The organism is Sphingobacterium lactis (assembly GCF_011046555.1).
In the GTDB taxonomy this organism is placed as follows: Bacteria; Bacteroidota; Bacteroidia; order Sphingobacteriales; family Sphingobacteriaceae; genus Sphingobacterium; species Sphingobacterium lactis.
Genome location: NZ_CP049246.1, coordinates 2,547,786 through 2,563,254, shown reverse-complemented (window position 1 = coordinate 2,563,254; position 15,469 = coordinate 2,547,786). Strand labels below are relative to the sequence as shown.

The following is a 15,469-nucleotide window of genomic DNA, read 5'->3' as shown; positions in this document are numbered from 1 at the left end:
CTTTTGCTCCTTCCATAAATTTACTGCACATCCAAATTATCGATGTAAATGCCCTCCGCATCTTCTGAATAAATCTTAACGATATAGCTGCCAGCATTGATCATGGTACTGGTATTTTCGTTAAGGTAGTTCCATTTTCCCGATCGTGTCGGTTCAAATATTACAGGTGTTTTGCTTTTTAAAATCGTCCCATCCAAAGAAAGCACCTCATACCATCCTTTTTTCGGTGTATTTCCAGCATTGTGATACTTAAATGTCAATGCATACACATCAGCCACACCGACGGATATCTCCCAGCCCACCATACTACCGCTTGACTTTTCAAATTGCAATCGCTCTTGTTCTTGGAAATTCACACGTTTAACGTGCGAATAAATCTTAGTTTGGTTAGCTTTGTAACCTACTGTTTTTTTCAAGTCATAGGCAGGTTCAATTCCACTCAACCGTTGAAACGCAAAGAATTCTTCACCCGATTGCCGTTTCCAAGTAAATGGTTCATTGGGTTTCAAAATTTTCCGGTAAACCGAAAAGACACCACCCTCACTATTCACCACTTGCTCGCCGGTATCTTCATACCCTTCCTGTTTTGTATCTGCGATAACATAGAAATTCGTTGGATGCTTGAATTGAAGGTTGACCTGTTTCATTGCTGGATCCACCTGAAAATAATCACTTCCGTAGAGTATGGACGCCAATTGAAAAATGGATTTTTGATTGGCTACATTGTATACCGTCCCTATATCCAACCAGCTATTCAATCCCAACAATGGTGTGGAGTCTGCTGTCAAGTTATAGTGCTCATGAAGGGATGAATGCGAAGGCTTAGTCCTGCTTGCAATAGCTATAGCATGGATAACTGCTTGCCCGACATGAATCTTCGGGAAATCAATAGTTAATTTTCCGTCCGTTACTTGAACCGTATAGCTTTTTTTAAGCGCGTGATCATGTCCCACTTCCTTCCAAATATCCAATCTTTCTTCTACAGTTTGTCCATTTAATGCGATATCGAAAACCCTTCTCCCCGATCCATCCAAAATCCCGCCTGTACCTATCCAAGGTTCTGCAAAATAGAGCTCAACTTCATACTGTCCGTTTGGCAAATGAAATGTATAACCCATTTTATCCAATCCATAACGAAAGGTCTGGAACAAGTCCCAATCCGACGACTCTCGAATAGGATCAAATACTCTCCTTTGGCTAGCAAAAATGGGATTAATTTCTTTGAAATCATCCGTCCATGACCCGGATCCCCAAGAACTGCCATCATAAGGCCGATCGGCCGACCACACCTGTCCAAAACCATCGGTATATGCCGGTCCTCCCGCATTAATCCTATAGTGGTAATGTAGATTTGGTTGCGCCTGAAGAACAGTGGAATTTGAATCTAATAAGCTGGTGAATTTGGGACTTTGAGGTAATAGCTGTAAAACTATAGTATCTCGTGCCACCACTTTACCATCGATTCTACCCACGGCATACAGCACATTGTATTTAATCAGAACATCATTGAATTCAAAATGGGTTCCTATTTTACCACGTTTCCGAATTCCAAGGGATAGGTCATTCATATCATTGAAAAGTTCGACTTCATCGCAATTGGAATAGATTCGAATATTATTTTTAATTCCTGGTTCGCGCCATCGATTCGGCCAGGTATGCGAAGAAATATAGATCATAGGATCCTCCTTTGGTGCATAATTGGCGCGATACATAAAATATGCATCAGTTGGTTCTAACCAAGGTGTCAGGAGACCTTTATAATTGACCGGGCCAATCTTATCGATGTCACGATATCCTTCTCCACCTTGAACTCGACCTGGGTTATCATGAGAGGTCCATAACCATTGGTAATGACCGATTGTTTCATCCTTTACCGAGTCCGCCAATCGTAATTTTGTTTCCAGGATTTCCGTAAAACGTTCTTCGGAATAGATATTATGATTTGGCAGATAAGGAGGTTCAGCGTGGAGCTCCAAGCTCCTCCAAGCTCCATATTCCCCTACGAGCACCTGTCTTTTCAGGTCTTCAGCATACGTGTTGTGATGACCGCCATAGGTTCCCGTCCAATTTTGGGGAACATCCCAATCCGTTCCACTCCCGCCATTACATGTCGTCACCAACCGTTGGATGGAGGCCGTAGGGTCTAACTCGCGAATAAGCGCGGTACATTCAGCTGCAAAATCTTCAGGCAGAGTACTCTCATTCTGTAAGCCCCATAAAAATACCGATGGATTATTTCTTCGTTCTCGGACCCATTGCTTCAACAACTTTTTGAAGTTTGCTCTGAAGCTTGGATTATCAAACCAGATATGTGCAGCCATCTGGGTCCATAACAGCACGCCATGTTGATCCCAATATGCCTGATACCGGAGATTATGAGGCTGATGTGCATCTCGGAAAGAATTGAAGCCCAATGATTTCATTTCACTAACTCGGGCAAGGACCTCTTCTTCTGAGAATGCATGGGAATTACCAAATTTATGCTCATATTCTGCAATACCATGAATAAATATAGGCTTGTCATTCACGAACAATTGATTTGTTCCATTCGGCTTTAAGCCCTTAGGCCACGAAATCTTGCGAATCCCGTAAGGCGCGACTACTTGATCTAGGATTTTTTTATTCTCTATCAATGTTGTCTCAATCCGATAGAGATATGGATTTTCCGTTGACCATAATGTGGGGTTGCTAACGTTAAATGTCGATAGGCGATATTGATGCTCTTTTCCTGGCCCTATTTCCACATGGTCCTGAAACTGTTGGATTTCTCTGCCTTTCTGATCCAGCAATCGGCTTCTCACACTAATTTTTCTGGATCGATCCGTCGTATTGATCATTTCAACTGTTTGTTGGATCGCGGCCTTCTGCGATGAGATTTGTTCATCATTCCAATAATGCATCCCAAATGGAATGATATTGACTTCATTTTTAACGATTAATGAAACTGGTCTGAAAATGCCTAAAGGTTGGGAGCCTTCCGAAAATCCTCTTTCTGGGGAGCATCCACCATCTACCCAAGGCAAATCCCTTATTTCAGCTGGATGGTCAGCACGTACAGCAAGAATATTTTCTTCCCCAGCTTTAAGTATGGCATCCGTAACATCCAAGGTAAAAGTTGTTCTGCCACCTGCATGATAACCGACACGCTTACCATTTAACCAAACAGTTGCATAAGAACCTACACCTTCAAAAAAAAGATAATACCGCTTTCCTTTTCCCGATTTAGGCGTCTTGAATTTTTTCCGATACCACGCGTATCCATGAACATTCCCATGTATTAAGCGTCTATAACCATCGTATTGATCCCAATTATGCGGTACATCAACAGCTTTCCAACCGTTCTTCTCTTCAAAGTTTCTTTTTTCAAAATCCCCAAAAGCACTGGTGTCATGCTCATGCATAACCGTTTGCCACTTGTCATTTAGCGAAATAACTTCGCGCGGTCCTTGTCCGAATACAGTGATAATGTGAAAACAAAAAAAATAGAAATAAAGAAAATATTTTATGTGTTTGCTATTCATGTTAAGCTGAAATTATCGGCTATTTAATTAAATTCAACATGCCGTCGAATTGATAAATACCATTTTTTACTGTATTTACCTTCTTGATCTGTTTTTGATATTTTAAGCGCAATTCATTTCCCGCGATAGATCTAACGATAATTTTCGTTAACTGATGATTGTTCCATTCCATATCTAAGACAAAGCCACCACGAGCTTTAATTCCTTTAATGACCCCCTTTGAGAATGCATTAGGTAATGCTGGGAGAATATCGATGTATTGGGTATGACTCTGCACTATCATTTCCACAATTCCTGCCGCTCCACCAAAATTCCCATCAATTTGAAATGGTGGATGTGCGTCAAATAAGTTTGGATACGAACCTCCTGAGCGATCTGCCGGACGGAGCAACATTTTAACCAATCCCAAACTATGTTCTGCATCAAGCAATCTTGCCCAAAAATTAATCTTCCAAGCTAAACTCCACCCCGTGCCTTCATCACCTCTCATGATTAAGGATTTTCTTGCCGCGTTCCATAAATCGGGGGTCGAATCCCAATTGACTTCACTTCCAGGATGCAAGGCCCATAAATGTGATACATGACGGTGTTTATTTTCAGGGTCATCGATATCTTCCATCCATTCTTGTAATTGACCATGTTTTCCAATCCGGTCTTTTGCTATTTTAGGTAACATCTCCGCAATTGAATCGCGCAGTTTAACATCTTTATCCAAAATCTTGGATGCCTGAATGTACACCCGAAATAAATTCCTTACGATTTGTTGGTCCATAGCTGGTCCAGCAACTAATCCACCGTTTTCAGGAGAGTTAGAAGGGCTGCTGACTAATTCCCCAGTCTTAGGATGAGGAATCAAAACATCTTTAAAAAATAAGGTTGCGCCTTTAATGATATCGTAGTTTTCGGTCAATATCTGTGGGTCTTGATTGAAAAGATAGCTTTCCCAAATGTGATTTACCAGCCAAGCTCCTCCCATTGGCCAAATACCATGATCCGAATTATTAATTGGCGCAGTACCGCGCCAAAGGTCTGTATTATGGTGCAACACCCAACCGCGTGCGTTATAATAGGATCTTGCTGTTTCCTGACCTTTTTCACTCACATCCCTAATCAATTGAAATAAAGGCTGATGTAATGAAGATAAATTTAGAACATCGGTTGGCCAATAATTCATTTCAAGGTTGATGTTAGTCGTGTACTTACTATCCCAGGATGGTTCCAATAAATGATTCCAGATGCCCTGCAGATTTGCAGGCTGTGTATTTTCGCGTGAACTTGATATTAAGAGGTATCGTCCATACTGCACATAAAGTGCGGCAAACGCAGGATCGACATTTTTGGAGAAATTCTCCAATCTGACATTGGTAGCAGAAGAATCCTGCGCCCCTAAATCAATGGAGAACGAATTAAACAATCGGCCATAATCATTCTGATGATCCTGCTGTACAGCTTGGAAGTTTTTAGTATCTACATTCTTTAACCTAACTTTTGCCAACTCAAAAGAATTCCCAGTAACATTGCTATAATTCACGAAATTGGTAGCTGCTGTTAGGTATAAAGTTGCAGCGTTCGCATTTCGGATAATCAATCGACCATTTTTAATAGATGCATGTCCAGCATCCAAGTTCACGGTCAACAATGCATCACCATGCAAAGCACCATCCTTTACATCCACCTGTAAATGAAGCGTTTGTTCATTCAAGGTTTCGATAGTTTGCTTAGCATGTTTGCTTGCCAATTCCACCTCAAATGAAACTTGGCCAGGTCGACTTGCGCCATAGTGCATTGCCAACACCTGATCTGGATGACTTGCTAAGTACGTCCTTTCAAATTGAGTTCCTTGATGTGTATAGGAAATATAGACCTCTGCATTTTTCAGATCGAGAATTCTTTGATAATTTTGTACCCTATCATGTGGGAAGGACACCTGTACGGTTCCAAAAGGCTGATAGGCAGCTTGATATTTTCCTACACGTGGTGTATTAGCATCTAAGATTGCATATTTCCATTTGCCATTGAGCGATATTTTCTTACCCTTACTTACCAGACCAATGTGCTGTGAGGTATCTTTATATCCGGCAATCCCGCCCTTACCATTTAAATTTATGACTTGAACGGCCAGAACATTTTTACCTTTCTTTAGCGTTCCTGCAGGAATAGTATAAATCCTTCGGTCATCAAATGTTGAGTTACTGCCCAAAAAGACCCCATTGATGTAGGTAAAATCCATTTCCCTAACCTTATTGAGATCCAGTGACCACGTTTCCTTTTTAATATCCTCTTCGGATAGCTGGAATTCATATCTGAACCAAACCGCTCCGTCGACTCCCTCTAAACCAATATGTTCCCATCCTTCATAACTGGGCACAGAAATTTCCTTCCAATCCGTGTCATTGAAAGAAAAATTAGAAGGATTTATTTTTTCCTTCCTACCTGCTGCCAAGTAATTTAACCACGTTGTAGCATCGTCTTCTTCACTCTTTACCCCCATGAACTCACGCATTGCCAAGGCTTCTGCTTTTCCCTGTTCTCCAGCATGTAAGAGGTTTCGAATGCTGTCCAAAAACAAGTGGGCATCCGCTTTATTATAGTTTCTCGGTTCGCCAGTCCATAAAGTTTCCTCATTGAACTGGATTTCATCTTCCTGGATGCCTCCATAAATCATGGCGCCCAAACGTCCATTACCAATGGGAAGTGCTTCCTCCCATTTCTCGGCTGGTTCTGTATACCGTAATTGCAATTCTTGAGCCTGCAAAGCAAGCAAATAGAGATTTGAAAGTAGGCACCCAAAAAGAATTTTAAAAAACATAAACCTTATTCTTGAATATTGAACTGTATTTTAAGGGAATTACTGTTCCCTTTTACTAAAGTCTTTACATTACTGAAATTATTGGAATGTAGGGCAACTTCTTTGTTGGCATTTCCTACCAATTCGAGGTAATTTTCCGCTAATGCTGGGAAGTTATTCTGAATATTCACTTGACTCGTGTTTTCCAACAGGATCACGGCTTTATCAGGGTTTTGCACAAAGTTTTGAATCTTTTGGATATCCAAGTTGGTAGCATTCCTCGCTTCAACAGTAGCTGTATTTTTTACGTCAATTTGAATATTTGAGAGACTTACCTTTTTGGCATATTCTATTAGAATCCCTGAATTTGCTTCCATATTGATATTGGCAAAACTGATATTTTCAATTGGCATTTCTTCCAGTCCGGCAATTCGTGCTACACGGTTGGTTGTTCCTGCCATATCGCTGATAAAAATATTCTTGAATTGTGGTGTTCGTTCTGACACAGGCTCCAATTCAGACTTTGCATACCGCATATCCAGAACAATTGCCTGATCACGAATATTCCGCATGACAATATTGCTAACACGAACATTCTCCACGACTCCTCCACGCCCACGTGTCGTTTTCAGACGAATACCACGATCGGTACCATCGAAAATACAATTTGAGATTACTATATTTTTCACTCCCCCAGACATTTCACTTCCAATAACTACACCTCCATGCCCACTCAACATGGTACAGTTGGTAATCGTATAGTTTTCGGCAGGAATATTGATTTTTCTTCCTGAACGATCTTTCCCTGATTTTATCGTGATACAATCGTCCCCTACAGAGATGTGCGAGTTGGCAATATGAACGTTACGACAGGATTCTGGATTTATGCCATCCGTATTTGGCGATGGCGGATTCGTAATTGTCACCCCATCGATTGTTACATTGTCACAATATTGGGGATTCACCGTCCAAAACGGAGAGTTTTGAATGGTAATATCCTTAATTTGAATATTGCTGCTACGAAGGAATTGGATGAACGGTGGGCGTAAAAACCCTCGTTCAACCCACCCCGGTAAGTCTGGTGCTAAAACATCTTTATTCAAGCGCTTAAATTCTTTTTGCCATTTACTATCCTCTGTAAGTTTCTTTACCTCTACTTCGGAGTACCGCCACCAATTTTTGCCGTGCCCGTCGATAAGGCCCCTGCCTACAATGGCAATATTTTTCAGGTCTTTCCCATATATTAAAGGAGAAAAATTCGTTACCTCGGTGCCCTCCCAACGAGACTCCACCATGGGTAAATAATGATCGAAATTATCGCTGAAATGTAATTCTGCACCAGCATCTATATGAATGGTAATATTACTTTTCATATGAATAGGTCCGGTGATGTATTTTCCTGCAGGAAAATATACGGTACCACCTCCTTTTGCGGCCGCCTTATCGATGGCTTGACGAATGACTTCCGTATTTATCCCGGTACTATCATTCTTGGCTCCCAGATCCATTACATTTATAAATTGCTGCGCATAGGCGGAGGATCCATAACAAAGCAGAGCGGCCACAAAAAGCTTTATACAATGCATTTTCATATTATTTAAGTTTAATCTTAAGGTTTTCTAATTTATTGCTCTTTGATACCAATTTCCCATCCACATAAACCATTAATCCTCTACCCCGTTGATATCGGTTTCCCATTTTATCCCAATAAATGCTAACATCATGTCCTTTATAGCGCAAATCCTGCAAAGCAAAATAATCCCACTTCCCCTCAGGAATTAAGGGCTTCAATTCAAATTCATTTTCCAAGGCTGGTTTAAATCCAATAAGATCCTGAATAATAACATCCGCGTAGGTCGAATGGTTATAGAATTTACTTCGTGGATCATCCCCTTTTAGCCAATACCCCGATTTTTCATCTTGATATTCACCGATGTAGGCTTTTCCATCAAAAATATGCGACTTTGCATACTTTGCGACTTCCCTATAAAATTCATCATGATCAACCCCTGCATGGTTCTTATAATTTGCTAAGAAATTGGCCATCCCCCGTAGGGTCTGTGAAGTAGCAAAAGGCCAAATAGCACCGTCCCACTCACAGCTGTGCCCAGTTCCTCGCGTTCTGAAAGTAGGCTCGCGACGTTCTGCTGTTGTTACCCCCCATGGTGCATTAAAACCAGCGGTATCTGACACCTGTTTCCAAGCTTCAGCAAAATGATTATTATCTGGCGGAATTTGAAAATACCATGGGATAAATCCAATTGCTTCCCGAGCATCGTGCAATTTTCCATCCTCTAATTTTGTTTTGAAGAAATGTTCATTCTTATCCCATAAAGAATCCACCACCTGTTTTTTGAACGTTTCAGCTTTTAGGCTGTACTTTTTCTCAAGATCCTCACGTCCTGCCATTTTCGCCAACTCTATCATTGCAGCGGCATTTCCGTACATATAACTGTTGATGGTAGGGCGCATATTATTAACCCTTCTACCGCCCGATACAGATTCTTCCATACCATCTTTGACATCATGTTGCCAGAACAAACCATTATTCAATTGACGTTCCTTTTCCCATTGGTCAAGATCCTTATCGAGATCATCAATGCGGTTCAATAGGTAATTCTTGTCATTTTCGACTTTATAATATGCCAACAAAGCGTCTGGCAACCAAGAGCTGAATTGATGGAATCGAGGTCTGTTCTCACCTTTATCAGCATGGTACATCCAGAAGTCCACGTATTCCTTTAAAAAGTTACTGTTTCTTAACCATCGTCCTTCATACAAATGATGCCCCAGGGCACAACTGATTGCATTGTATCGTGCAGCATGTTTTACCGGTTCAATAAACTCTGTTACAATGATCCCTTCTGGGGTGTGCTTGATGTGCTTTCTGTAGGACCACCAACGAAAATAATACACCTTTTCAATGGCAGAATCGGGTACATCCAATAATGGAATATTGGATTTCATCCATTCAGCCGAACGTGCATTATTAACCATATGTACAACAGCCTCATTGTCCTGTTGGTTGAACTCCTGCACATAAGTATCCAATTTCTCACGCAAATCCACTTGTCCCAAACCGATCAATGGTAGGATTAAACAAGAGGACATAAAAAATACTTTCCTAAACATAATCACAATTTTGTACCCTTATAGAAACCAAACAGATCATCGAGATCATCACCTTGATTATCGATATCTGCATTATAGGGAGTGCCTAATTCTTCGTCACTAATTATTCCCAAAAGGAGGGCTTCGCCTTTTGGAACCTTTAATTCATGTTTACCCGCAGGAAAACTATAGGTATGAATATCTACCATGGGCATATATTGCACGCGAACCGCATTGCGAATTTTGGCTTCCGCTTGTCCATAGTTATTTGCTGAAGCATCGATCTCCAAAACGGGCTTAGGCGCAAACACTTTATCTTCATTATTGTAATAGCCCACCAAAAACTTAACGGGTTTACTGTTCTCAAAAACCAGCACAGTACCGGCTACCTTCTGCTGCTCAGCATTCGTACGGATGGCCTGTAGACCTTCCAATTCCTTTGGAAGGTGAGTAATGACCAGCTCCTGATCGGAATACAACTGTGCTCCTTTCTTCAATTCTGCAAGTTCAACCTTTTGGGAAAATTTAACTGGTACCGATTCAAAAGATTTAAGGGGTACTTCAATCTTTCCCGAACTTTTACGTAGTGAATCTAGACTGTGTTTAAAATTAGCAAGTTCCTGTTCGTAAACTGGCAACATTTCGTCCCAGTGTTTAAACGTTCCATCTACACCACGCATTGGGATTTTTCGTTGTTTCGTCTGCATGCTATTGGCATACAAGTAGGTGTCTTTTGTAAGCGCGGTCAATTTTTTATATGCTTCCACACTCGCTTCAAAATCTGGCAAGGCCTTGGCTAATACCGCTTGATTTTTGGTATACTTATACCCCAAAACAGTAATTGCTGCTTTTACTTTATAGCTGTAATGTTCGGCCAGAGCGTGATGAATATAGACATCATTAATCAAACGTTCGAAATCTTCAATATTTTTGGTTGGTTTCCCTAAATCTTCAATAGCTTGGATTGCTTTGTTTGCATGCACGACTATTTCGTTGGCAACCTGCAAAGGCGTTTCACCGACATGACTTTCGCCTTTGTGCTCCTTTTCCGCATAATCAATGATCATTTCACCTTCTGGTGCTTCCGATTCATATAGTAACGTAAAAAGGCCATATCGGTATGGATTGATTAGTTGGGTCATCAGCATGCCCAAGGAGGAGGTCTGCCTGTTCCCGTCAGTAATGCCAAATCGACGTAATATCTTTGGGGAAATCTCCCCTATTTCCTCTATGGCATAAAGTAAAGCCTGGCCATTTTCTAGAGAAATTCCATAATGCTCTGCTAAACATTTTGCCCAGAATTGCTCTTCCTCAGCCTTTGAATAACCAACTTTCCAGCTGTATCTCGACCAGGCTTTGTACCACATCCAATCTCTATCTACTTGCAGCATTCTTTTGGAAGTTTTGTCCGCCGTATACGGCCAATCCCAATAAGATGCCTGTGGATAAATATGTAAACCATTAGAAAGATATACTTCGTGCATTGCTTTAACTGATTTCTGTATGAAATCGGGTGATCCATATCGGAACGGTTCCAAGTTGGCGAGAATATGTACATTCTGGACATGGACAGTACCGATATTACTTAAGCTACGGTGAAGTTCCGCCCATTTACCACGTGGTGTATAAGTTGTCAATGCTTCACCATTATATTTAGCCATGGTATAAAGATTCTTGTAATTAGGCAATGCGGCTTTCATCACTTTTGGAGCATCAGTATCATGTGCCCGCAAGATAATTGGCGGTTCATAGGGACTGTTATTCGCTCTTAGGCCGTCCTTCACACCGGGAATTATGGTATTGGTAAACCAATTGATATCATCCTCACCAACACCTTCCATCGCTTCCCCTAGCGTAATCAGTAATCCAACATTGGGATATTTTTCAACAAAGGCGGCAATAGATTTTCGGGTATAATCTTCAATTAAAGGCGTAATGACGCGGTTCCTTTCTTGGGTTTTCAGTCCATGCTTTTCGGCAAAGGGTTTCGGAAGGATAATATTATAAAACATTTGGATGACCCAAATACCACGTTTATTTGCTTCTTCAGTTAAGAATCGGTAAACTTTTTCGTTCTTGGCAAAAGTTGCCTCATCTACTTCTAATGCCTCTGGATAGTCTGCCAGTTTAACCAACGAAGAAAAGGGATGGCCATTCCAAAGGTATAACGTATTGTACCTATTTTCCTCCATCATATCCAAGTAGTCCACCCAATGATCTTTATCATAGAACCATGGGAAGGATTCCTCTGTATATGGATATTCATAGACATCCCTTCCGGGAAGATATTCAGTCTTCTGTAGCCCTATGCTCGTACCTCGCAACACCATCTCTGGGCCATCCTGTATTAGAATAGCGCCTTTCTTATCCAATAAATTTCCTTGGCGTATTTGATTCACCGCATAAAGCAACCCTGATTCATCTTTTGCCAAAACAAATAAAGGTCCTCCTGCAGCTTTTCTATAAATAGCAAATGACTCTGGTTTGTTAAGTTTATTTAAATCTAGAGAGGAAACATCAAGCGATTTGGAAGTTGGATTAGCTGCCAATCCAAAATAAATAGCGGATCCATCTAATTTGGTTCCATTGGTATATTCGGAGCTATTGGTTAATCCGATTACGGCTTTCAATTTTTCTAATGCATACGAATAACGTGCGTCATTTACTACGCCATCTTTGGAATAAAAAAGTTGCCACTCTTCTCCAAAAGCAGGATTAAAGAGCATGACTGTACTCATCAAAATCAGTAATAAATGCCTCATAAGGTATTTAAGGTTTTGTGTTATTTTATACCTGACGATCGATTCAGCAAGTGCGTAAACAGATCCTAAACGAAATAATTAATTGAAATTCGCTTATAACTGGTAATTCAAATAAACAAAAAATAGCTTAGGTTACAGTGGTGTTAATTAGCTTGTTTCTGTACGATATTAGCACTTAAACATCCAAAACATGAAAATTCATAACAATATATCAATCATTTTACACAAAGCTTGATTATCGCTTTTCTAAATATCCTTCCATACTGCCTTCCCAAAATTGCTCCATTACTTAATTTATCATTAAGCATAGTCAATTCAGAAACTGAACGTATCAAAAAAAGCCCCTTTCCAAACTGCTTTCCAGATGCATTTTGGTCAGGGGCATTGATCAATCTAGCAAGATTAAAATCGTTTATTTTTTTGTACTAAAATAATAGGTTGTCTTCGAGTTATAGGTATCACCAGGCTTCAGAACAGTCGAAGGAAAATTTGGTTGGTTTGGGGAATCCGGAAAATGTTGCGTTTCTAAACATAATGCAGACCTGTAACCATATCGATTACCACCTTTGCCTGCAGCATCTTGATCACTCATGAAATTCCCACTATAAAACTGCAGACCTGGCTCAGTAGTCCATACCTCCATAATAATTCCCGTTTTTGGTGCATAAAGCTTCGCGATTTTTGCAAATTCGGTTTCCTTATCCAATACAAAATTGTGGTCATATCCTTTTCCAATTTCCAATTGTTCTTCGTCACGTGCAATATCCAAGCCTATGGGCTTGAAATCCCGAAAATCAAAAGCTGTTCCGGCTACATCGATCTGATTTCCCGTAGGTATCAAATTAGAATTTACTTCTGTGAATTGATTGGCTGCAATCTGCAATTCATGATCCAATATCGTTGAATCACCTGCTCCATTTAAATTGAAGTAGGCATGATTCGTCAGATTTACTACTGTTTCTTTATCAGTTTGACCGCTATACTTAATTTCCAAGCCATTTGTTGATGTTAAGGTGTAGGTTACTTCTACGTCCAAATTGCCAGGATATCCAGCTTCCAAGTCAGCGGAAGTATACGTTAGGGTTACAGAGGTATCGGTTTGATTTTTGATGTCCCACATCTTATTATAAAAACCATTTTGACCACCATGTAAGGAATTTTCACCGTCATTCTTTTCCAATTCATAGGTCTCGTCGCCTAAATTGAACCGCGCACTTCCTATTCGGTTCCCGTATCGCCCCACGATGGCACCATAGAAATTGGCACTATTGGATTTGAATTCTTTTATTGAATCATAGCCTAGAATAATGTCCTTTGCTATACCCTGCGCATCAGGAACAAACAACGTTACCAATCTTGCCCCGTAATTTGTAATCGTTGCAGAAAGCTTCCCATTTTCTATTTTCACGAGTTTGACAGCTTTAGCATCAATTTCCAGATTAAATCCAGTTTCTCCAAGGGAATCAATGGATATTTGATCCTTTGCTACATTTTTTTCCTGACGATTCTGACAAGAAACAAATACGAGTGATAATACCGCTATAAATATCTTTTTCATCCTTTTTTTTATTACCAGAATCGAACATACAGTGCACTAACCAAAAGAACAGTAACAACAATTAATATCATTACAGATGGCTCCACCCGGAACATCTTTTTATCTAATTCAAACGCTTTAGGATTAATTTGTGGTCCAGCAAGACTAACCACAACCATGAGCAGCATGGTGAAAGCAAATGCCAATCCCATACAGATCTGGAATGGAATTTCATATCCCCCTTTACCATTAGGATAGGCTGTGTATATCCAAGTTTCATTTCCTAATAGTGTTGGAGCAAATTCATTGAAAAATACCGATAGTACAAACCCAGCGATGAGTCCAACAATTGCGGCAGTCCCCGTGGTTCGCTTCCAGAACATTCCTAACAGGAACATGGCGAAAACCCCCGGACTGATGAACCCGGTATATTTCTGGATAAAAGTAAATCCTCCTGCACCACCAATTCCCAGGGTATCATTCCATGTAAATAGCACAGCGATTACAATAGATACGATAATGGTTAATTTCCCAATGCCGACCAATTTTTTATCTTGCGCGCCTTTATTGATGTATTTTTTATAAATATCCAAGGTGTAGATTGTCGCAATACTGTTTGCTTTTCCGGCTAAAGAAGCTACAATTGCTGCAGTAAGTGCGGCAAGGGCCATACCTTTAACACCATCAGGCAAAAAACCAAGTATTGCTGAATAGGCATTATCAGCTTGGAAATTCCCATTTGGTGCCATTTCATTTTGCAACGCCCCATTCTTGTACAATACATAGGCGGCAATACCTGGCAACATCACGATTACTGGCATCAACAATTTCAAGAATCCAGCAAATAAAAGCCCTGTTCTGGCCGTTTTGAGATCAGCACCCAGCGCGCGCTGTGTGATGTATTGGTTACATCCCCAATAGTTCAGATTTACAATCCAGATACCTGCTAAATACATACCGATTCCAGGTAACATTAAATATTTATTAATATCCGCTTGGGAAGATTCTGCTGTCGGTTTATCGACAATCAGGTGAAAATGTTGTGGTGAATCTTCTAGAAGTTTGTTAAAGCCAGCGAGGACATCTTTGCCTAGTCCAAAGTGTTCGCTGACCAGTGTCAATGCGACGTAGGTTGTCGCAATACCACCTACGATGAGCACAACAACCTGGATAACATCCGTGAATCCGATCACGCGCATTCCGCCCAACGTGATAATGATTGCAAAAACCGCCAAAACCAACATAATGATATGGAAATATTCCCCACCCATTAGATTATTGATTGCCAAGGCCCCGAGGTAAAGAATAGACGTCAGGTTAACAAACACATATAAAAACAGCCAAAAAACCGCCATAATTAAACTGGTTGTTTCATTGTACCTCCGATTAAGGAATTGGGGCATCGTAAATATTTTATTCTTCAGATAAACTGGAATAAACCAAACGGCGACAATAATTAATGCTATAGCTGCTATCCATTCATAGGCGGCAACTGCTATACCAACCTCAAATCCGTTACCGCTCATGCCGATGAATTGTTCAGCGGATATATTGGATGCAATCAATGAAGCGCCGATTGCCCACCACGTCAGTGAACCTTCCGCTAAAAAGTAGTCATTACTGCTTTCTTCTGCACTTTTTTTCCTGCGGTAGATCCAAAGGCCATAGCCAGCAACGACAATAAAATATACGAAAAAAATAACATAATCTATGGTTGAGAACTTTTCCATTTTTTTAGTTTATATGGTTT

At 40.5% G+C, this 15,469-nt stretch carries 7 protein-coding genes; all 7 read right to left on the bottom strand.

All coding sequences use genetic code 11. From position 1 onward, the window contains the following. Positions 1–20 precede the first annotated feature (20 nt). The 7 genes from G6N79_RS11105 to G6N79_RS11075 all read right to left on the bottom strand — a co-directional run bounded on the left by G6N79_RS11105 (position 21) and on the right by G6N79_RS11075 (position 15,449). Positions 21–3,401: a malectin domain-containing carbohydrate-binding protein gene (locus tag G6N79_RS11105; RefSeq protein WP_234993261.1), complete on the bottom strand. Its 3,381-nt coding sequence runs from the start codon at positions 3,399–3,401 to the stop codon at positions 21–23. A 139-nt stretch (positions 3,402–3,540) separates the two neighbouring features. Beyond that, complete coding sequence (locus G6N79_RS11100; protein ID WP_103907567.1) at positions 3,541–6,330, bottom strand: glycoside hydrolase family 95 protein; 2,790 nt, start codon at positions 6,328–6,330, stop codon at positions 3,541–3,543. 5 nt (positions 6,331–6,335) lie between these two features. Continuing rightward, on the bottom strand, positions 6,336–7,895 hold the full coding sequence (locus G6N79_RS11095) for a glycoside hydrolase family 28 protein (protein ID WP_164527211.1): 1,560 nt from the start codon (positions 7,893–7,895) through the stop codon (positions 6,336–6,338). A gap of 7 nt (positions 7,896–7,902) precedes the next feature. Beyond that, a complete protein-coding gene (locus G6N79_RS11090) occupies positions 7,903–9,441 on the bottom strand; it encodes an MGH1-like glycoside hydrolase domain-containing protein (RefSeq protein WP_234993262.1) in 1,539 nt (512 codons plus the stop codon). A gap of 2 nt (positions 9,442–9,443) precedes the next feature. After that, on the bottom strand, positions 9,444–12,158 hold the full coding sequence (locus G6N79_RS11085) for an alpha-d-galacturonidase (protein ID WP_160003802.1): 2,715 nt from the start codon (positions 12,156–12,158) through the stop codon (positions 9,444–9,446). Between the two features lie 436 nt (positions 12,159–12,594). Continuing rightward, on the bottom strand, positions 12,595–13,740 hold the full coding sequence (locus G6N79_RS11080; RefSeq protein ID WP_103907570.1) for an aldose epimerase family protein: 1,146 nt from the start codon (positions 13,738–13,740) through the stop codon (positions 12,595–12,597). 11 nt (positions 13,741–13,751) lie between these two features. Then, positions 13,752–15,449, bottom strand: a complete 1,698-nt coding sequence (locus G6N79_RS11075) for a sodium:solute symporter family transporter (RefSeq protein ID WP_103907571.1) — start codon at positions 15,447–15,449, stop codon at positions 13,752–13,754. Between the last annotated feature and the right edge of the window lie 20 nt (positions 15,450–15,469).

What these genes read in the sequence shown, in the direction of transcription:
- G6N79_RS11095 (WP_164527211.1), bottom strand. Translation starts at nt 7,895, where the DNA reads ATGCATTGTATAAAGCTTTTTGTGGCCGCTCTGCTTTGTTATGGATCC.
- G6N79_RS11085 (WP_160003802.1), bottom strand. Translation starts at nt 12,158, where the DNA reads ATGAGTACAGTCATGCTCTTTAATCCTGCTTTTGGAGAAGAGTGGCAA.
- G6N79_RS11105 (WP_234993261.1), bottom strand. Translation starts at nt 3,401, where the DNA reads ATGCATGAGCATGACACCAGTGCTTTTGGGGATTTTGAAAAAAGAAAC.
- G6N79_RS11090 (WP_234993262.1), bottom strand. Translation starts at nt 9,441, where the DNA reads ATGTTTAGGAAAGTATTTTTTATGTCCTCTTGTTTAATCCTACCATTG.
- G6N79_RS11100 (WP_103907567.1), bottom strand. Translation starts at nt 6,330, where the DNA reads ATGTTTTTTAAAATTCTTTTTGGGTGCCTACTTTCAAATCTCTATTTG.
- G6N79_RS11080 (WP_103907570.1), bottom strand. Translation starts at nt 13,740, where the DNA reads ATGAAAAAGATATTTATAGCGGTATTATCACTCGTATTTGTTTCTTGT.
- G6N79_RS11075 (WP_103907571.1), bottom strand. Translation starts at nt 15,449, where the DNA reads ATGGAAAAGTTCTCAACCATAGATTATGTTATTTTTTTCGTATATTTT.